Source organism: Hyalangium minutum (assembly GCF_000737315.1).
GTDB classification, from domain to species: Bacteria; Myxococcota; Myxococcia; order Myxococcales; family Myxococcaceae; genus Hyalangium; species Hyalangium minutum.
The window spans coordinates 958639-979456 of the sequence record NZ_JMCB01000001.1 but is presented as its reverse complement, the minus strand read 5'-3'; the positions used below and the strand labels follow the sequence as shown (position 1 = coordinate 979456).

Annotated in this window: 10 protein-coding genes; 4 read left to right on the top strand and 6 right to left on the bottom strand. The window is 68.7% G+C overall.

Annotation, left to right across the window (positions count from 1 at the left end; translation table 11 throughout):
- Positions 1-90: 90 nt before the first annotated feature.
- The 6 genes from DB31_RS03695 to DB31_RS03670 all read right to left on the bottom strand — a co-directional run bounded on the left by DB31_RS03695 (position 91) and on the right by DB31_RS03670 (position 13517).
- Positions 91-6522 carry a phosphorylase family protein gene (locus tag DB31_RS03695; protein WP_044181916.1) on the bottom strand — a complete coding sequence of 2144 codons (6432 nt, stop codon included), beginning with the start codon at positions 6520-6522 and terminating at the stop codon, positions 91-93.
- A 73-nt stretch (positions 6523-6595) separates the two neighbouring features.
- A complete protein-coding gene (locus DB31_RS03690) occupies positions 6596-8503 on the bottom strand; it encodes a M4 family metallopeptidase (protein WP_044181914.1) in 1908 nt (635 codons plus the stop codon).
- 104 nt (positions 8504-8607) lie between these two features.
- Positions 8608-9552, bottom strand: coding sequence for an FAD-dependent oxidoreductase (locus DB31_RS03685; RefSeq protein WP_044181911.1), 945 nt, complete (start codon positions 9550-9552; stop codon positions 8608-8610).
- A 16-nt stretch (positions 9553-9568) separates the two neighbouring features.
- On the bottom strand, positions 9569-11479 hold the full coding sequence (locus DB31_RS03680; protein ID WP_044181908.1) for a YgiQ family radical SAM protein: 1911 nt from the start codon (positions 11477-11479) through the stop codon (positions 9569-9571).
- A 110-nt stretch (positions 11480-11589) separates the two neighbouring features.
- Complete coding sequence (locus DB31_RS03675; protein ID WP_044181905.1) at positions 11590-12846, bottom strand: MFS transporter; 1257 nt, start codon at positions 12844-12846, stop codon at positions 11590-11592.
- Between the two features lie 98 nt (positions 12847-12944).
- On the bottom strand, positions 12945-13517 hold the full coding sequence (locus tag DB31_RS03670) for a tetratricopeptide repeat protein (protein WP_044182372.1): 573 nt from the start codon (positions 13515-13517) through the stop codon (positions 12945-12947).
- Positions 13518-13712: 195 nt separating this feature from the next.
- On the opposite strand from DB31_RS03670, the gene DB31_RS48550 reads away from it, so the two are divergent.
- The 4 genes from DB31_RS48550 to DB31_RS03645 all read left to right on the top strand — a co-directional run bounded on the left by DB31_RS48550 (position 13713) and on the right by DB31_RS03645 (position 20767).
- A complete protein-coding gene (locus tag DB31_RS48550) occupies positions 13713-15440 on the top strand; it encodes a choice-of-anchor A family protein (protein WP_075305831.1) in 1728 nt (575 codons plus the stop codon).
- Positions 15441-15621: 181 nt separating this feature from the next.
- Positions 15622-18009, top strand: a complete 2388-nt coding sequence (locus DB31_RS49875; protein ID WP_052419684.1) for a hypothetical protein — start codon at positions 15622-15624, stop codon at positions 18007-18009.
- 75 nt (positions 18010-18084) lie between these two features.
- Positions 18085-18552, top strand: coding sequence for a DcrB-related protein (locus DB31_RS03650; RefSeq protein WP_052419683.1), 468 nt, complete (start codon positions 18085-18087; stop codon positions 18550-18552).
- Between the two features lie 25 nt (positions 18553-18577).
- Complete coding sequence (locus DB31_RS03645; protein WP_157231789.1) at positions 18578-20767, top strand: hypothetical protein; 2190 nt, start codon at positions 18578-18580, stop codon at positions 20765-20767.
- The last annotated feature ends 51 nt before the right edge of the window (positions 20768-20818 follow it).

Below are 20818 nucleotides of genomic sequence, written 5' to 3'. Positions count from 1 at the left end.
GAGCCGCCCTCAGGGATTGAGGACGGCGGCCTTTCGGCCCAGCGCATTTACGCAATTCATGGATCTGGGGTGTAGCGGGAAAGGTCGCACCTACACGGCTGCCGGTGATTCCCATGTGCGCCACAGGCTCATGAGGAGCCACTCCTTGGCGAACTGAGAGGCCTTCGGCTCTTCGGGCGCGAGCGCGAGTTGCTCGAGCAACTGGCTCCACTGCGCGTCGGAGAGGGCGTGGCGCTGGCGGGCCTGACGGTAGAGCGGGGAGTCCACGCCTGTGAGCTCGCAGAGCGCTTGCTCCACCGGCTCCGGCTCATCCGCTTGGGAGAAGTCCGCCAGCCATTTCAGGTGGGTCGACAGGGAGTCCGAATCCCAGTGGCGCTCCAAGAGAGAGCGCTCTTCACCTTGGGGCCGCTTCGAGGCGAATCGCTCCAGCCACCGCTGGCCTGGAGGGTCTGCGTCGTAGGGCCTCTCCAGGAGCACTCCTGCCAGCAGCTTCGCGGAACTCGCTGCGGTGAGTTCAGGCCGATCGAGCAGCGCCCGTTGGGCCTGCGCCGAGAGCTTCGTTCCATAGGTGGAGACGAACTCATGGAGGAGGGACGCAAGGCGCGCTTTGTCGCAGCCGAGGTTCTCGAGGGCGGCAAACAGGCTGGGAGCGTGCTCTCTCCAAGCGGCGCTCGCGGAGGGGACACAGGTGGGCAGCGTCGCGCGGGGCTGCAGTCCCAGGCACAGGCAGAGCAGGGAGATGCGCTCCTCTTGTGGGAGCTGGGCCATCTCCAGGAGCACCAGCAGTTGGTCGGTGCTGAAGCCGTTGTCTTCAGCGAGGGCCGTGCGGAGGACGAACTGCCTCCGCGTGATGTCGTTCGGCCAGTACGTCAGCAGTGCGCTCGCGAACGGAAAGGCATTGGGCCCCCACGGCGATCGCAGGTCATCGACAGCTCGCTGGAGAATGGGCAGGAGTCGGCCATGGGAGCCTCCGAGCTTCAACACCCGGAGCGCGGCGGTGGCCTGCAGTTCGAGACGCCAGGGATAGGTGGGCTCGTGCGCCCGTGCGCCGAGGTCGATCTCCAGTGCGCGCTTCAAAACGGGGAGACGGTGGTCCAGAGGCAGCTCTGCCAGCTCAGCGAGCCGGTCGAAGCACGACAGCCCTTCGAGGGTGCTGGGGAGGGGCTCCTGGGGGAGCAGCTCCTGAAGCCAGCCACGTACCTGCTCAGGGGCTGCCGTCTCGATGCGCCGGGAAGGGCGCGGGTGTTCCTCTGACTCTCCCTTGGGATGCCGACACCAGATGCTGACAGCGCTCTCCCAGACATTGACGTTCAGGATGTCGTTCTGCGCGAGTGCACGCTCGACAGTGAAGGCGACGGTGTCGCGGGTCACGAAGGGATCGTTGTAGAGCAGGATCCTGAAGGACTCGCGCAGCTCCGGAGGCTGCCGCCGCAGCTCGGCCCAGAGAGTGGGGTGCCGATAGAGCCAGTTGATGAGCGCCACATCCACCAAGCCCCCCTCGGGATCGCCACCATGACGCGCGAGCAGCCGCTCCAGGACTTCTTTTGGGGAGGCCTTCTGCTCGTGCGCGAGGTGCATCAGCGTCACAAGCTGTGCCTTGGGAGCGGAGCGCAGGCGCTCCATCAGCGCCGCGGATACCCGCTCGCCCGAGTGGCCGCGCGCCGTGAGAGCTTCCACAGCGTACTGGAAGTGCTCCATCGACTCGGCGCCGAGCCACTGCTCCAGGATCGTCGCGCCTCGAGCGGGCCGATGAAGGTAGAGCGTCTGCATCGCCAGGAACTCGGTGCGAATGTTCGACCGGGAGGACTCCTGCAACAGCTTGTGTTCCGCGCGGCGATCGAACGCGCGGCCTTCGAGGAGTTCCAGAAGGTTGAGGCGCTTATCGGGCGCCCGATGAAGGGATTCGCGCAGCTCCAGACAGCCGATGAGCACCTGGACGGCACCCTCCTCGTGCACGCCACACAGCAGCGCGAGCCGCGCCGCATCCAAGCGGAGAGAGGGCTCGGGCGAGCCGAGCAGCCGCGCGATGGCTCCTTGAATCCAGGGCCCCGCTTCTCCTGGAAAGTACACCGCGAGCTCTGCCGCGGCCTCGAGGGTGTCCACGGCCCTCGCTCCCTCGAGCGCGCTCCGCCAGAAGCGGAGCGCGTCCTCGTCCGCGTGCGCCGACTTCAAGAGCTTGGCCAGCCATGAGGCCTCACCCGGAGACAGGGTGTGGGGATCGAGCCCCCGGCTCGCGGGGATGGCCAAGGGCTGAAGTTCTCCATGCAGGAGGCCCAGCCTCACGAGGCGCTGCAGCTCGAGCGGGTGGGGGGCGGCCACGGCCTGACGCAGGCGCTCGCCGATCGCTGCTCGCACAAAGGGGTGCTTGCGCGCCAGCTCTTCGAGTGCGGCCTCCGCCGCTTCGCCAGCCACTCCGGGTTGGTTCAAGTTCTGGATCAGAGGGGCCGCGGCCGGCAGATCCTGCGTCACGAGCTCCGCGAGGAGAGCGCTCCAATCGGATTGAACTCCCCAGGACCTATCAGGTGGCTTCGACACCGCTTGGCGCGGGAGGCCTCTCAGGATGGCTTGCACGGCCTCCCGGGCGCAGGCCTCCAGTTTTTCACGGCCCATCTTGAGCCTTCGGCAGCCGTCCGTCTGTGCGGCCCTCTCCGCCGCCATCAGAGATACGCGCATGTCCGAGGGCGCTCGCAAGAATAGCTCGATCGCCGCACTGTGCCGCACCAGCGAATCCTCGGAGTCCAGCAGGGCGTAAAAGATCTCCCTCACAGGCTCCCAGCTCTCTTTCGCATACATGACGAGCTGGGCCGCTCGGAGCCTCGCCGCGTCTGGCACGGTGGGGTCCAGTGCACAGGCGAGCCAGCCTTCCAGCGCCGGGACTCCCTCCCACCTGACGCAATCAAGCGCCTTGTTTCTCCCGTAAACGGCCTCAAGCACAGCGGGATCCGGGGAGCGCGCACAGTCTTGCAGTGTGGCCAGTGCTCGCTTCGAGAGTTCCGGGTTGAGGGAAAACGACGCGTAGGCCCAACGGACGCGCCATACCGGCTCGGGAGCCTGCATGCCACGCCGCAGCGCCTCGTGGTACCGCGGCTCATGCCGGGCGAGCTTGCGCAGGAGGCGGGCCGCGCGCACCCGGCGTTCCTCCTGAGGATCCTCCAACCAACCCCACAGGAGGTCGAGCAGGGAGCGCCGCTCTGTTCCCACCTGGACGAGCAATTCCTCCAGCTGCTCCTGCACCGTCCCTTCGGCTTGCGCAAACCTCTCCAGCACCTGCTGGGGCAGGTCCTCCACCAAGGCCGCGACCTCGCGGACGAGCTGCCGGGCGTTGTCGCCCAGGAGCTGGCCGTCGCAGATCCATTCAAGGAGGCTCGCCTGCACGGGGGCCGCCGTGGCGCAGTGCAGGAGCACCCCCTTGAGTTCGTCCAGCCGGGACGGGCTCTCCTTTCCTGAGAGCGCCCTGTGCAGCACCCAGGCTCCGTTTTCCTCCCACGTCCCGGAGATCGCGAGGAGGACCGCCGCGGAGAGCCTTCGCTCGACCACGCGCTCATGCTCTTGGGTTCGGGCGGTGGGCAGATCCGAGGGGGCTGGCTTCCCCATGGAAGGGTCGTCCCCGGGGATCCGGGCCTGCGCCAGCGTCAGGAGCCGCTCCCTCAACACCGGGCCGCCGTCGCGAACTTGCTGCGCGAGGATCTCCACGCCCAGCTTCAGGACCTCGCGGAACTCGCCCAGAGCGGCGATGACTTCGTCACTCCATTGCCCGAGAGAAGCAAGGCCGATGGCGCCGTGAAACTTCTGGGTTCCTGCCAGGGAGGATTGGGCGTTCATCCACCGCGTGCACACCTCGCGCGCGGCGTCAGGTGCCTCCCGGGCCAGCCGGGCCACGAGGAGGGACGTCCCATGATGGATCTCGTACAGACCTCGATCCGGCAGGCGGGCGAAGCGCTCCACGAGAGCGGCCGGCAGCGTGCGCGGCAGGGCCGCCTGCGTGAGCGGCCTGAACTGGCTCCAGGCCCGGGAGGGCGCAGTCTGTGCGAGCAGCTCGGCCCACGAGGTCCAGACGCGCTCGACCAGCTCTTGGGAGAAGGAGACTCCATCCGTGAGACAGGCAGAGACTTGGCGCAGCCCCGGCCGCAGCAGCCGTCCGGGGGCTCGCTCGTCCTGGGCGAGCAATCCCCGCGCGAGAGCATCGGCTTGCGGGCGGGCGTGGAGCACATGGTCGAGCCGTGCCGCCGCGAACTGAAGGACGGGGAGGGGGAGCGGGCCTGCTTCGAGGATACGGCTCGCGGCCCCCTGCTCGTCCGTGCCCGTGAGGGCATACGCGGCCAGGAATTCGCCAAAGGTCCGGTGCCAGAATGAGACGGTCTCTTCCTCCTCGCGCACGAGCCCCCTCTCGAGCGCGAGCTGGAGCGCGGTCTCCGCGAAGCTCTGAGCCCTCTTCGGCGGTGTGTGCTGGGTGTCCGCGAGCATCCGCAGCAGGTGGGCCTTCGCGATGCCCAGGTGCTTCTCCTGGCGCACCAGCTCGAAGGCGACGGAGGCCCAGGCCGCCAGCAGTTGCTGGGCCTTCTTCAAGGGGACCGCGGAGCGCCACTCCGCCAGGAGTGTCGTGACGAAGTTGTTGTAGACGATCACCCGGTGCCGAGGCAGGGCCCCTTGGTCGGTGCGGGTCAGCGCGGACAAGGTGAGCAGCAGCGGGTTGCTGCTGAGCGTCTGCCACTCGGGCCGCGTATGGACCGAGCGCAGCAAGGCCCTCGTTCGCTGGCGCGCGCGTGCCGCTCCCGCCGCTTCGCCAGACTGTCCCCCCTCCACGAGGACATGCAGGCGCGACACGAGCTTTTGCTGCTGCCAGGAGCTGAGTGCGGCAAGCCGGGCATGCTCCAGGCCGGGAACTCGTGGGCGGTAGCCATAGGGACGGGTGGTTAGCAGGAGCCGGACGTCTGGATACTGCTCGAGCAGTGCCGTCACTCTCTGGACCACGCGCTCCCGGAGCTCCTCCGCCACTTCGTCCAGCCCATCGCACAGCAGGAAGATTCGCCCCGTGTTGAGCAGAAACGGGAGGCTGCCGAGGAGTTTCTTGCTCGCGCGATGCTGGCCGAGGTGGCGGCGGATGAACTCCTCCAGCGACAGGCCACGTTCCTTCTTCAGTGCCTCTCCTAGCCTGCCCAGCTTGATGGGCACGGGGAGCAGTCTGCGCAGCGCCTTGAGTGCGCCGAGCGACTGATCGTTGAAGAGATCTTCCTCTCCCAGGAGCTGCCGGGCATCTTGTCCCAGAGGACCTTCATCGCAAGCCAGCAGTGCCAGGCGAAGGAGGATGCTCTTGCCCGCTCCGGGATCTCCGACGATGACGAGCCGCTCGTGCCGGGACAGCACCTGCGCGAAGGAATGGGGCCTGATGTGCTCCTTGCCTCGGACCGCGTAATAGTCCCACCGCGCATCCATGAGTTGCTCGCGCTCTTGGGCGAGTGCGTGCCTCTGGACGGGATCCTCCACTCCGCGGGCCAGCTGCTCTTGGATCTCCAGCTCTCGGCGGCTGGCCGCATGGGCTCCGTCATGCAGCGAGGGCGCCACCGCGAACTTGAGCAGCTCCAGCTTCATCTCCCGCGAGCCAGGCTCGATGTTCGCGAGCCCGTGGAGTTCCAGGTGAGGCACGGAGGACTGCTCGACGAGGGCGCGCTTGTAGGCGGCCAGCGCCTCTTCCGAGATGGCTGCGTCCGCGGGACCTGCCGGCAGGTTCTCTCGCAAGAATGCCACGAGGCACTCGGCGGAAGCCCGCGCGGCGAAGGCCTTGAAGCGGTCATTCTTCGCCGAGTCCGCGAAGTCCATGACCCCCTTCATCACGAGGTGGGGGAGCTCGTGCTCGTGAGCGAAGGCCGCGAGCGCCGCAGCCTCCATCTCCAGCCCGAGCACCTTGTAATCCTCCTGGATCAGCCGCTCGAAGATCCCCGGTCCCCGCTGCACCTTCGTGCCCGTGGCCAGGGGGCCCACATGGACTCGGAACGGCTTCTCCGCCGAGTCCTGGGAGGAGCGGGGCCGCAGCTTCAGCCAGGAGTCCGCGCCGGGTGGAACGAAGGGCACCGCCGCTCGTTTCCAGCGAGCCTTCAGCAGATAGGAGAGGCGTCGGCCCTGGACGCGCTCGACCGTGGCTCCCGAGTCCGTGACCGTGCGCTCGGCCCTCCCCTGATCGTAGTCCCAGAGCACATCCGCGACGATGACGTCCCCGAGCTCCACCACACCGGGATTCCCCGCGCAGACGCCGCACATGGCCAGGCACCGGGGCTTGTAGGGCTCCACCAGAGGCGCGATGGCGCCCACGGCCGCCACGCCTCCCATGGCTGGAGCCTGGAGCACCGCCACGCGAAGCTCCCCACCGCGAGTCCCTTGAAAAGAGCGGAAGGAGACGGTCTGCCCGTCATCTCTGAGCTCTGTCTCCCAGGTGCTCCCAGGGAGGGCGCCAGTGCTGACCTCCAAGACGGCGTCGTACTCCTCCTTCAGCGCGGTGAGGATGATGACGTCGGCCTGGGGCTGCATGCGGCTGCGGACTGTACCCGGCGGCTCCGGGCCGCAACAGCAGGATCCGGAGCCGCCTCAGCCCGTGACTGCGTCAGGGCGTGTACTGGCCCAGCAGCGAGACACCCGAGTACGCGCTGTAGCCCCGCAGCATCACGTAGTAGCGGCCCGAGGTCGTCTTCGCGGCGATGCTGCACGTCTCGTTGTTGCCGGAGAGGTACGGGCGGCAGTCGTACGAGCTGGTGGTCGGCGCCGAGCCGAACTTCACGTACATGTCCGCGTCACCCGTGCCGCTGCTGAGCGTGAAGGTGACCGGCTTGTTGGTCGGCACATCCAGGTGGAAGTACGCCTGCGAGCCCGAGGCGCCCGACAGGCCCGTGGTCGTCACGCCGACGTGGAGCGGAGTGCTCGTCACCGGAGGCGCCGTCACGCCCACGCCCACGGCCTGCCACGCCGCCGTCACCGAGGCCACCGGGTAGCCCAGCACCGTGGCCACCTGCTCCGTGTACACCTTGGCCTGCGCGAACGTCGTCGTCGCCGTCATGTAGTCCGTGTTGGCCCGGTAGAAGACGCGGCCCGCCTTCTCCACGCCGATCCCCGTCACGCTGATGATGGAGCGGCCCCGCGGGTGCGTCCCGCCCTGTGCCAGCAGCGAGTAGGCCAGGTTGGGGATGCCCGAGCTGTAGTGCACGTCCACGCTCGAGGTGTAGTCCGCGTAGTAGTCCAGAGAGACTCCATCCTGCTTCGGATCATTCAGGTAGCGGAGCGCGTCGCCCGGGGTGGTGGGCGTCCAGATGTCCTCGGCGATCTTGAAGGCGTCCGGATCCGGCAGCACGAAGCCGCGCGTGCGGCTCTCGCAGACGGAGGCGAAGATGTCGGAGTAGCTCTCGCTCAGGCCTCCGGACTCCCCCGAGTACGTCAGGCCCGACTCGTAGTCCGTGACGGCGTGGGTGTACTCGTGGACGACGACGTCCGAGTCCGCGCAGGGCGAGGCCATCGTCGTGCCATCCCCATCGCCGCAGACCAGGTAGCTGCCGTTCCAGAAGGCGCTGGCGTAGTTCCGGCTGTAGTGCACGACGGCCCTCAGCGGGGCGCCCGCGTTGTTGTACGAGTCCCGGCCGAACAGCCCGTAGAAGCAGTCGTAGAAGATGCCGAGGTTGTCGTAGGTCGTGTCCACCACGGTGTCCCCAGTCGCCGCGCCTCCCTCGCTGCGCGCGAGGGTGCCGGGCACGGTGGTTCCGTACCGCGCCGAGTAGACCAGCCGGTTGCGCGCCTCGTGGATGTCCGAGAACCGCGCCACCACCGAGCCGTCGAGCGCGTGGATGAACACATGGTCCCGGACGGGCTTCTCAGGGGACTCGCCCGTCACGAGCACCTCGAAGGCCAGCGTGAGGCGTTGGTCCGCGTCGGCGCGGACGTAGACGAGGCGCGGCGTGCCCTCGGTGGACATACCGCCCAGCGTCGACTTCAGGGCGGCGGCGGTGGCGGACTCGGAGGCCAGGCGGGCCTGGCTCGGGGAGGGGACACTCTCTCCATCCCGCGCGGAGCCGTTGGCCGCGTAGACGCGCCCCTGCTCGTCGATGTGGAGGATGAGCTCCTGTCCCACCACGGGCAGGCCGTTGCGCGTCTGCGCATAGCGCAGGTGCGTGTGCCCCTGCTCATCCCGGGTGATTCGCTTCGCGACGAGATCCGAAGCGCGCAGGCGGAACACCGGGGCCACCTTGGCCAGCGCGGCGCTCGCCTGGGTGTGAGCCTCCTGGGCCGTGGCGGCGCGCAGCGAGCGCTCCACCGTGCCGAGCGGCCCGCGGATCATGAACGGCACTCCGTCCTCGTGAGTGCCAGCCACCTCGGTCCCGGGCAGCGCGGAGAGCGCGGACTGGAGATCCTGCGTGGAGGAGGGCGCCGCGTCCTGCACCTCCGGCTCCTGGCGCGGTTCCGGTGCCCCTCCTTCGCAAGCCGTGAGTGAGAGCGTGAGACAGGCTGCCAGCAGTCGAGTGCGCATCCGGGCTTCCTCGCGACAGAAGGCGGCTCCATGCCGCCAAACCAGAGAAAGCCGTATATTCCCGTGGAATTGGTAATTCAAGGAAGCGCCTGGGCGGGTAGGCCTCAGGAGCCGGCAATCACCAACGCTGCCACTTCCTCGGCACAGCCCCAGGACAGGGTGACGCCCGCGCCCCCGTGGCCGTAGTTGTGGATGACGCGGTGCTGGCCTACTCGCTCCGCTTCGAGGCGCACGGTGGCCCGGCCAGGCCTCAGCCCCACCTTGTGCTCCAGCACCTGGAACCGGGCCCCTGCGGGCAGCAGCCGCCGGCAGCGCTCGAGGATGGCCGCACCCTTGGCCTTGTCGGGCTCCAGCGAGGGGTTCCCGTCTTCGGCCGTCCCTCCCAGGATGCAGTCCTTGGAGCGGGAGATGACGTAGCTGATCCCCCGCGTCTCGCTCTCGTCGAAGATGAAGCCCCTCACCGGCGGCGGCGCCACGCGCAGCACCTCGCCGCGGATGGGGAAGAGCGAGTCATCTCCCACCACGGCCCGTGCTCCCAGGCCCGTGCAGTTGACCACCACGGGCGATGCTCGCCACGCCTCGTCCAGCGTGCGCACCTCGCGCAGATCGAGCCGGCCCCCCAGCTCCCGGAAGCGCGCCAACAGGAACTGCAGGTAGATGGGCATCTCGATGATGGGCGCCTCGAACGAGTAGCCGTGCGTGAACCCTGGCAACAGCTCCTCGGGTGTCGCGGCGCGCAGGCTCGGCACGCATGGCGCCCACCACGGATCCGGCGGTGCTTCCGTGAAGAGCTCCACTCCACGCTCCACCAGGATGCCCGTCTCGGGGTGCTTCGCCAGCGCGCTCAGCACGTCGAAGGTGCGCTTTGCCCAGGCCGTCACTCTGTCCTGGGGCGAGGCCCGGTACGGGTACCAGACCGCCGCCGCTACATCCGAAGTGGTGTACGGCGGCAGCTCGCGCGCCCAGAGCTCCACCGTGTGGCCCGCTTCGAGCAGCCGGATGCCACAGGAGAGCCCCGACACTCCACCGCCTAGGACGAGCACGTGCATGGCAGCACCTCCTGCCTCAGGGGGACCGGCGCTCCTCGGTCCGGCGGCGGCGCTCGGCCTCGGCGGGGGTCTCGGGAGGCACCAGCGCATGCGGCCCGCGGCCGATCAGATCCTTCCGGCCCGCCAGCTCCAGCGCCTCGCGCGCCAGCGGCCAGTGCTCCGGGTTCCAGTACAGCAGCAGCGCCTTCTGCAGCTTCTTCTCCCTCAGCCCGCGCGCCGTGTACACCGGCTCCATCTTCAGCGGATCAAACCCCGTGTAATACATGGCCGTCGCCACGGCCATCGGCGTGGGGATGAAGTCCTGCACCTGGCGCGGCCGCTTGCCGTTCTTCTTCAGCCACAGCGCCAGGTCCACCATGTCCTCCAGCGTCGAGCCCGGGTGCCCGCTGATGAAGTAGGGGATGTCGTACTGCTCCTTGCCCGCCTCCTCGCTCGCGCACGCGAACATCGTCTGGAAGCGCTCGAAGCTCTCGATGCCCGGCTTCTTCATCTTCTCCAGCACCCGCGGCGACACGTGCTCCGGCGCCACCGACAGCTGCCCGCCCACGTGGTGCGCCGCCAGCTCCTTCACGTACTCGGGCGAGCGCTCCGCCAGGTCATACCGCACGCCGCTGGCGATGAAGACGTGCTTCACGCCTTCTTCCTTCCGCACCTCGCGCATCAAGCCGATGAGCGGGCCGTGGTCCGTCTGCAGGTTCTCGCAGACTCCCGGGTGCACGCACGAGAGCTTGCGGCACTTGCTCTCGATTGCCTCGCTCTTGCACTTGAGCTTGTACATGTTCGCGGTAGGACCGCCGAGATCCGTAATGGTCCCTCGGAAGTCGCCCATTCGCCGCAGCTGCCGCACCTCACGCAGCACGCTCTCCGCCGAGCGGCTCTGGATGACGCGGCCCTCGTGCTCCGTAATCGAGCAGAACGTGCACCCGCCAAAGCACCCGCGCATCAGCACGATGGAGTGCTTCACCGTCTCGTAGGCCGGGATGCGCTCCTTGTACATGGGGTGGGGGACCCGGTTGAACGGCAAGTCGTACATCTCGTCCATCGCCACCGAGCCGTCCCCGGTGCCCACCCCGTCGTCCAGCGGCTTCGCCGGCGGGTTCATGTAGAGGGCCCGGTTGCCGTGCCGCTGCGCCACCGGCCGCGCGTTGCCCGGGTTCGTCTCCATCTGGAAGTCCCGCGACATCACCGCGAAGGCCTGCTTGTCCGCGATGACCTCCTCGTAGGAGGGCAGCACCACCGTCTTCCGGTCCGCCGCGCGCTTCGCCGGGTCCGCCTCGTGCGCCTTCATCTCCGCGTCGTTGATGATGTACGCGGTGCCGCGCACGTCGCGGATCTGATCGATGCGCTCGCCCTTGCGCATCCGGTCCGCTACCTCCCACACGGGGCGCTCGCCCATGCCGAAGATGAGCAGGTCCGCCTTCGCGTCGAAGAGGATGGAGCGGCGCACCTTGTCGCTCCAGTAGTCATAGTGGGCGATGCGCCGCAGCGACGCCTCGATGCCGCCCAGAATGATGGGCACGTCCGGGTACGCCTCGCGGCAGCGCTGGGCGTAGACGATGGTGGCCCGGTCCGGCCGGCAGTTCGTCTGCCCGCCGGGGCTGTACTGGTCCTCGGAGCGGTTCTTCTTCTGCGCCGTGAGCCGGTTCAGCATCGAGTCCAGGTTGCCGGCGGCCACCCCGAAGAAGAGGCGGGGAGGGCCCAGCGCTTTGAAGGGCTCGGCCGAGTGCCAGTCAGGCTGGGCGATGATGCCCACCTTGAAGCCTCGCCCCTCGAGGAAGCGGGCGATGAGCACGGGCCCGAAGGCGGGGTGGTCCACGTACGCGTCCCCGCTGACGATGATGATGTCGAGCTGTTCCCAGCCTCGCGCCTTCATGTCGGCGCGGGTCGTGGGGAGGAACGGGTGGGGGTAGCGAGCGAGCGTGGCCATGGTTTCACCTCTCCCCTAATCCCTCTCGGAGAGGGGAAGCAACCCTTCGTAACACGCTGACGCACCCGTTCCATGCCCAGGCCCCCTGGGGAGCAGCCGAGCCCAGCGCTTCAGCCTACCGCCGTGCTCTGAGCGCGGCGCCGGAAGAGCAGCACGCCCGCCACTGTCACAAAGGCCAGGGCGGACACGGCGAGTGAGACGTGAATGTTGGTGACACTCCCCAGGAGCCCCACGGTGATGCCGCTGAAGGCCCGCAGACCGGAGGCCGACATGCTGAAGAGTCCCAGCACGCGGCCACGGATGGCGTCCGGCGCATTCAGCTGGACCAGCGCCTGGGTCATGCTGCTGAAGGACAGCTCCAGGAAACCGGCCAGGAAGAGCACGACAATGGCCGCTGGGTATGCACGCATGAACGAGAACGTGAAGAGCGCGCAGCCCCACAGGAAGGCCAGCTTGATCGCGGAGGCCACCTCGGTGCGCAGCCACGTCCCCCGTGTCTCGAGCAGGATGCCCGCGAGCAGGGCTCCGGCCGCATCCGCTCCCAGCAGGAGCGTGTAGGTCAGCCCGGGGTCTCCATGGCCCAGGTCCTGCGCGAAGCCCGGCATCTGCGCCTGGTAGCTGTTGCCGATGAAGAAGGACGCCGCCCCCGCCAGCAGCACCATGGCCGCCACCACGGGCAGCTCGCGCACGTCGCGGACCGTCTGCACGATGTCGGCGAGCCCCCGGACGGCCCGCTTGGGGCCCGTGGCCGCCCCGCGGAAGTGCCGGCCATAGGGCGCGCCCGTCATCCAGAGCAGCAGGGGCAGATAGAACACCGTGTTGAGGAAGATGCCCCAGGTGGGCCCGAGCGTCCGCATGATGATGCTGCCCACGCTGGGGCCCACCAGGAATCCGAGGTAGCGCGCCGTGGCGTTCAGGCGCACCGCGCTGGCCAGGGACACCGGCCCCACGATGTCGTAGAGCAACATCTGACTGGAGGTGCTCCACAGCACGCCCGCGCAGCCGTGGAGGGTGAGCAGCACCATCGCGTGCCACACCTGCAGGGAGTCCGTGACGAAGAAGTACCCCCAGCCCGCGGAGGCGATGATGAAGAGCACCATTCCGCACTGGATGAGGCGCCGGGAGTCGAACCGGTCATTGAGCGCCCCCACCGGCACCGAGAACACCAAGAAGGGCAGCCAGTGGGACACCACCGCGAATCCCCCCAGCGCCGCCGAGTGGAACTTCTGGTAGGCCACCCAGTAGCTGATCACGTGCTCGACGTTGTCGGCCATCATGGCCAGCAGGAACGTGAGCAGGAAGATTCGAAAGCCCGGGTTGCGCAGCGCGCTCGAAGGCGCAGGGGCTGCGGTTGCAGCGGAGGTCATGGAGGTTCACGCACAGGGGAGCGGGGGCGCACCTTACCTCACGCCCCCCGGGGGTGAAGGCTCCACGAGTTCCAGGCCGAGTGCTCCGGGAGTGAGGCTCAGCCCCGGCCCTTGGGCTGCACCGAGAAGCGCTGGAGCTGCGTCTGCGGCTCCTTCCACTCGGGGCTGAGCTGCGCGGCCTGGCGGTAGTCGTTGTACGCGGCCTTCGCGTTGCCCAGCATCTCGTGGGCGACTCCGCGCGTGTAGTAGGCGAGCTCCGGCCGCGAGGGGCTCAGCTCCAGCGCGCGGCTGCTCGCCGCCACCGCCTCGGCGTCACGGCCCAGGTTCACCAGCGCGATGCCCTTGTTCACGTAGGCCTCGGCCAGATCCGGATCCACCTTCAGCGCCTCCTCGTAGCTGGCGAGCGCCTGCGCGTGCTGCTTCGCGTACATGTGGAGGATGCCCCGGTTCACCAGCGTCGCCGCGCGATCGGCGGGCTCCAGCTCCTGCTCGGCCAGCGCCTTGTTGCAGGTCTCCAGCCCCTGCGCCGAGGCCTGTCCCGCCCGGGCCGCCTCGTAACAGATGCGGCCGTAGCCACTTCCGAGCACCCGTGCCGCGGCCTCCGCGGACACCGGGACCAGCGCCGAACCCGCGAGCACGACTCCACCGAGCAACACCGCGAACCTTTGCATGACAGACCCCCGCTTCTGATCAGACAGGCCCATTCTAAACCGGTGCCTCGAATCTTATAAATTGAGAAATAGCGGAATAATGTGAAAAGACTGAATTTTGACTTGCGAGGAAAATTTCACTTCGGGTACATGAATGTCCGCGGTTGACCCCCAGTGAAATCCCAGGCGCCGAGCGCCTCTTTCCCCCAGCCTCCTATGCGCACGTCCTTCAAGAAGAACTGGAACCCTGCCAAGACCTTCGGCCTGTTGGGAGTGTCCCTCCTGATGGCCTGCGGTGAGCTGTCGTCGGAGGAGAGCACCTCGAAGGGTGCGGCTCAGTCCGCTTCCGTGTCCGCAGAGGCCGCGCCGCAGCTCTCTCCCGAGCCCACCCCTGAGCCCTCTCCTGAGCCGTCCTGCCTCAACGTGAACCTGGACGACTACAACCTGTTCGTTCTGGGCAACTACAGCGGCGGGCACGACGTGGTGGGCAAGGTGGCTGTCGGCGGCAACATGAGCATGACCGACTTCGCCGTGGGCTCGGGCCTGGAGACCAGCGACACGGTCAACACCCTGGTGGTCGGTGGAAACCTCTCCCTATCTCGCGGTGCGGTCTTCGGGGATGTGCACTACGGCGGCGCACTCACCGTCGATCCGTCGGTGACGCTGCCGCGCGGCTCGGCGGCTCAGGGCTCGCCCATCGACTTCGTGGCCCGTGGGCAGCAACTGCGCCAGCTGTCCTCTCAGCTGGGCGCGATGCCGGCCAACGGCACCACCCGCCGTGAGAACTGGGGCGGCATCTTCCTGCGCGGCACCAGCGCCACCACCAACGTGGTGGACCTGAATGCCAGCGCCTTGACCGGCGCCAAGCTGCTGTCCATCGAGGCTCCTGCCAACTCGTTCGTGGTGGTGAACATCCGCGGCGCCTCGGCCACCTTCACCGGCTTCGGCATCCAGTTCAGCGGCGGCATCAACCAGCACGGCGTGCTCTTCAACTTCGTGGACACCACCCGCGTCGATGCTCAGGGCTTCGGCTTCTGGGGCACAGTGCTGGCCCCTCAGGCCCACGTCGCCTTCAGCAACGGCAGCTTCGATGGTGGCATCTACGCCGCCTCCTTCGAGGGCAACGCCGAGGGCCACATCAACCGCCTCGACGATCAGACCCTCTGCCCCCCGCCGACTCCGCAGTGCGTCCGGGTGAGCCTGAATGACTACAACCTGTTCCTGCTGGGCAACTACACCGGCGGGCACGATGTGGTGGGCAAGGTGGCTGTCGGCGGCAACATGAGCATGACCGACTTCGCCGTGGGCTCGGGCCTGGAGACCAGCGATACGGTCAACACCCTGGTGGTCGGTGGCAACCTCTCCCTGTCCCGTGGCGCGGTCTTCGGGGATGTGCACTACGGCGGCGCGCTCACCATCGATCCGTCGGTGACGCTGCCGCGCGGCTCGGCTGCTCAGGGCTCGCCCATCGACTTCGCGGCCCGTGGGCAGCAGCTGCGCCAGCTGTCCTCCCAGCTGGGCGCGATGCCGGCCAATGGCACCACCCGCCGTGAGAACTGGGGCGGCATCTTCCTGCGCGGCACCAGCGCCACCACCAACGTGGTGGACGTGGATGCCAGCGCCTTGACCGGTGCCAAGCTGCTGTCCATCGAGGCTCCTGCCGACTCGCTGGTGGTGGTGAACATCCGCGGCGCCTCGGCCACCTTCACCGGCTTCGGCATCCAGTTCGGTGGCGGCATCAACCAGCACGGCGTGCTCTTCAACTTCGTGGACACCACCCGCGTCGATGCTCAGGGCTTCGGCTTCTGGGGCACGGTGCTGGCGCCCCAGGCTCACGTCGCCTTCAGCAATGGCAGCTTCGATGGTGGCATCTACGCCGTCTCCTTCGAGGGCAACGCCGAGGGCCACATCAACCTCCTGAACGAGAAGACCGCCTGCCGGTAGCCTGGCTTCCAGAAGTGGGTCACGGACCGGTTGATCGGAAGCTAAGACTTGGAAAACACGGGGTTTTCCAGGCCTGAGCACCAAAAATTGGGAAATCCGCAACAGGGTTTCCCATAATCCGATAACTCCCTACAGCGTGCCCGTCCCGGCGCGCTGTGCCTACCTACCGACAGGGAGAGCAATGTCGATTCGGATCCCGCCGCCGCCGCCGCCGCCGCCCCCGCCCCCGCCGACGCCTCCCCAGCCGCCGCCTCCTCCTCCCAAGGATACGTTCCAGCAGCCTCCTCAGCAGCAGCCCCCGCCGCCGCAGCAGCCCCAGCAAGCTTCGCCCACGAATGCCTCTGCCGCGCTCTCGCTGAACCCGACGTCCGCGCAACCCTCCGCGCCCCCGACGCAGGGGTTTGGCGCGCCTGGCAGTGGCCCCGGGGCGACCCCGGCCTCCACGCCCACTTCGACGCCGCCTCCCGCGGATCCGCGCGCGGTCCAGGGCGCCCAGGATGCTGTCCAGGTTCATGAAGTCACCGACGACCGGGCCCAGGTCGATGCCGCGCAGAACGCCACCCAGCAGGACGCGCAGCGCATCGCCGGAGAGGATCAGGCCCGTGCCAACCAGGTTCCTCCGGATCCCAACGTCCAGCGCGAGGGCAACCGCGTCACCGTGACGGAGCGCGATGGCCAGGGCAACGTCACCCGCACGCGCTCGTCCGAGCAGGCGGGAGATCGGCTCTCGGTGGATGACACCACCTACGCACCGGATGGCACGGCGAACCGCACGTCCGTCCGCGTCAGTCCCCAGGAGACCACCTCCGAGACGGCCACCTGGCACCAGCCTCCCAGCCAGCAGCCCCCGCCGCCGCCGAGCCAGCAGGAACTCCAGGCCCAGAGGGATCCGGCCGTCTCCACCAACAGCCGGACCTGGACCCGCCAGGAGGGAGGAGGGCTCAGCGAGCGCACCGTGGCATCCAACGCCGACAATGTGACGGACTCGACGAGAGCCTTCCGAGTGCAGCAGCCCAACGAGCCGCTCAACCGGCCGCTCGTGGAAGGGGAACTGCCTCCCGAAGATCAGGCCACCCAGGGCATCCACGGCAACCTGCAAGGGGAGTTCGACGCAAACCGTCCCGTGGACGTGGTGGAGACCCACACCACCGTCACCCACGCGAATGGCACCACCGAGCGCGCCCGTGACGTCTCCTACTCGCAGGACGGCGTGCGTGCCACGTCCTCGGACGTGACGGGGGCCGACGGCCAGCAGCAGCCCCGCGCCTGGTCGCTCCAGAAGCAGATCTCTCCCAACGAGATGCGGCAGAACGACGTGGTGGAGGGCGTGAGCACCTACCAGCACGTCAGCTACAGCCGCGCCGAGGGCGCCAACGTGACGCAGGAGGAGCGGACGCAGTGGGAGGATGAGAACCAGCAGATGCGCGGGGCGAGCCAGACCACCAACTCCACCTACGGCGCCGATGGTCAGGTGGATCGCCGCCACACGGACGCCACCGACGAGAACGGGGTGCGCCAGGTTGGTGACTACACCCGCACGCAGCAGCAGACGGCGCAAGGGCTGGAGGTGAATGAGACGACGGAGAGCACCCGCTTCGAGCCGGGCCAAGAGCCGGTGAACATGCGGGAGGACCTCACCAGCCGCGTGACAGACCAGGGGCTGGAGTTCGTCCGTGGCACCGAGACGCTGAGGAGGGGAGGCGACGTGGCGCAGGCGAGCCTGGACGGCAACCGGCAGGTGGATCCGTACTCGCTCACGGTCAACGGGCAGCCCGTCAACGACGCCAGCCACCTCACGTCCGAGCAGCGGGATCTGGCCACGGGCGCGCAGGAGGCCATGGTGGGCCAGTTGCAGCGGTTCGCGGGTCCGGAGGGGCCGCGCCCGGCCACCCCCGCGGACAACGCCCAGGCGAGCGCCGCGAGCACGACGTTCGGTACCATGAACAACGTCCTGGGCCTGCCCAAGACGGCGCTCGAGGCCATGGATCGGACCACGGCCCTCAACGGGCTGAAGTTCGGCACCAACCCGATCGGGCTGGCGGCGCAGGTGACCAGCACGATCTCCAACGTGCAGTCCCTCGCCCAGAACGTGCGCGAGGGCAACTCCGAGAAGGTGCTGCGCGATTCGCTCGCACTGGGGGGCAACGCCCTGGGGACGGCCGACTGGGCGAACAACACCGTCCGGACCGCGCGGACGCTGGCCAACCCACAGGCCATGGCCGCTGAGTCGGCCGACTATTTCGCGGGGAAGCTGGGGGGCTTGAGGGGGGCCAGCCAGTTTGCATCCCGCTGGCTGGGGTTCGCGGGCGCGGGCCTGAGCGCGGTCACCGGCGCCATGGATTACGCGAACGCGGGCCATGATGGCTACAAGCAGGCGCAGGCCTTGATTGGCGTCGGCGCGGGTGTCATTGGCCTGGGGATCGCCGCCGGAGCGGCCACGGGCAGCATTGTCCCCGGGCCCGGCACCGTGGTGGGCGCCGTCGTCGGGCTCGGGGCGGGCATCGCGTCGTGGGCTGTGGGCCGGTACGCCAAGACGGACATCCCAGACCTGCTCACCTCGCCTCGCTAGTCCTCTTCACCTCTGCGGGGTGGGCCGCTCTTCCGGGCGGCCTGCTCCGCGGCAGCACTTCCAGACACTTCCTTCATGGCACCTCAGACGCTCCGCCACGGCGAATACTCGGTGATGCTCCCCTCCGGCTGGTCCGACGGCAGCTTCATTGTCGCCCACGGGCCTATGGATCGAGGCTTTCGTACCAATCTGGCCATCACGCCCCAGACCCTTCCCGAGACGGTGACGCTCGAGTCCTACGTGGCGGACATGAAGGATTCGATGGCGCGCACCCTGGAGCAGTACGTGGTGCACAAGGAGGGGCCGGCCCGCTTCGGCAGCCTCTCCGGCCACCTGCGGGAGCACTCGTTCCTGGCGGAGGGAGTGAAGATCGGCCAATACCAGCTGTGCGTGGTCACCAAGGGGCTGGCCCGTGTCTTCACCTACTCGGTCCGCGCGGAGAAGCTCTCGGCGAGCCGCTCCACCGCCGAGGCGCTGTTCTCGGGCATCCAGATTCAGGCGGCCGAGCTCAAGGGTGGGGGCACCTTCAAGCTCCCCATCTGAGCTGGTAGTCTGAGGGCCTCTGCCCATGGCGAAGATCGGCTCGTCGCTTCCACCCGGAGTGCCTCTGCCGAGGCCTGCGGCCTCGCCCAGGCCCGCGGCGCCCGTCAGCCCTCCGTCGGCTCCAGCTTCCTCCGCACCGGCCGCTCCCGCCCCGGCGGCGCCCGAGCCTCATGGCGCTCCGGCCCCGCAGGCCGCGGGCACACCGGCGCCCGTCAATGCGCGGCAGGTGGCCCAGCAGTTCGGCTCGGCCTTCGTCTCCGCAGGCAAGCTCGCGGGCCAGCTCGTGCGCGGCCTGGTGGATTCCGCCTCGCAGCCCGCCGCGCGTGAGGCCCCCGCCCGGCGCAAGGAGACCGTTCGGAGCGAGTCGTCGGAGTCCTCGCACGAGCCGGGCAGCCTGGAGGCGGGTGAACTCTCCGACAGCCCTACCTCCGCGAAGACCTTGCTGGCGGGAACCTTGGGTGCGGCCTTCGCGGCGCTCAAGCGCGCCAGCCTGCGCAAGGCCCGGAAGCGTCTGCGCAAGCAGGCCTCGGCCTCGTCCGTGCTCGCGGCGAGCCGGAGGCATCCGGATGATGAGCTGGACTCGCTCGAGACCGCCTCGGTGCGCACCTACCTGCACGGCGATGATCCCGAGGAGTCTCAGTACGATCAGGCGCGGAACAAGGCGCTCTTCATCGAGCACCTGGAGCGCCAGGGCGAGCCTCCCGTGAGCCTGATGCGTCACCTCAACCTGCAGCTCGGCCCGGAGCGCGGAGAGGCGTTCCGGCGGCTGTTCTCGGAGCAGGTCCGCCCCCAAGTTGAAGCGCTCGCGGACAAGGTCGGCGCGTGCACCTCCGAGGAGCGCCAGAAGATCGCCGCGCTCGTCTCGCGCACGGCCATCCAAGTGGGTCCCAACAGCGCGGAGGCCTTCGAGAAGCTGCTGGTCTCGGCGGGAGCAGGGGAGGCCGAGGCCCTGGCGAGCGCCGGTGTGAGCGCCGTGGGGCGAGCCGCTGGGCTCGAGCAGGCGCTGCGGGTCGGGGTCAGCCTCACCTACCGCCACGCGGTCATCGAGCGCTCTCAGTCGTGGCTGGGCACCCTGGGGCGGGAGTGGCTCGGCCTCGGGGTGGAGCGAGAGGCCGTCATCAGGGCGCTGCTCCGGTCCGGCGAGCTGCTCGCGCCGCTCTCCCTGCGGCTGATGGCGCAGACGTTCATCTCCGGGCTCCTCCAGTCCGAGGGCCCCCACAAGGCGGGGGCGCTGGCTGCCAGCGTGGCCCAGGAGCTCGCTCACGCTCCTCGAGGGGCCGCCTGGGGCGTGCAGCTCGCTGCCGCGCTCGCGCTTCAGGGAGACAGCGCCGGAGCCCGGGAGCTGGCGGAGGCCCTCACGGGAGCCCTGCGCGAGGCCCGGCAGCGCTGCGTCCCGGGCTTCGCGCGGCTGCGGCACCTGCAGAGCCTCTATGATCCGGAGCCGGAGGAGAGCGCCGCGTGGGAAGCGTTCGAGCGGGCCTCCGAGCCGCTCGTGGAGATGTTGATCGCGTGCATGCACGTGGCCGTGCTGCGAGGCGTGCTGCGGCCGCTCTGCCCGGAGCTGAACGACGAGGCCCTGGTCTGTCTGGGGAGCCTGGATGTGGTGGGGGCCACCCATGCGGGCCAGTCCTTGCTGCGGCAGGCCCTGCACGCCCAGGCGCACGGGGAGCCCTCGCTGCTGTCGCTCATCCCTCCTGAGGCGGTCTCGCTCTCTCAGCCCGGAGTCCTGGGGCAGCTCGCCGCGAGCGGGTTGTTCACGGGGCACTACCAGTTCGGAGGCGTGGGCTATCTCCAGCGCGTGGCCTGCCGGACGGCCCGAGCGCTGGCGGGGACGGTCATCGCGCGCACCCAGAAAGGAGATGCCCTGGGGGCGCGGACGCTGCTCCGCGTGGGGATCCGCCGGAATGCCGTGCTCTGGGGGCTCACCCCCGAAGGCGCGAAGCGGACGGTGGAGCTGCTGGAGCCGCTGCGCGCGAAGCCGAACCCCGCGCAGGTGCAGCGCACCATGGTGGAACTCGAGAAGCTGTGGCGGGAGCACGCCACTGCGGAGAGCCACGGCACGCCCGAGAGCCTGCGCGTCCTGGTAGCCGGCCTGGGGCAGCGCGAGCCCCGGGTGATCACCCGCAAGGACGGGCGGTTGGTGACGATGGACCTCACCACCGCGGATGTGGTGGCGAGCCAGGCCATGCAGAGCCGCGACCGCGAGTCGACGTAGGCCCCGACGAAGGACCCCGCTGGAACCCCTCGCTGTTTTGCCGTATGTGTA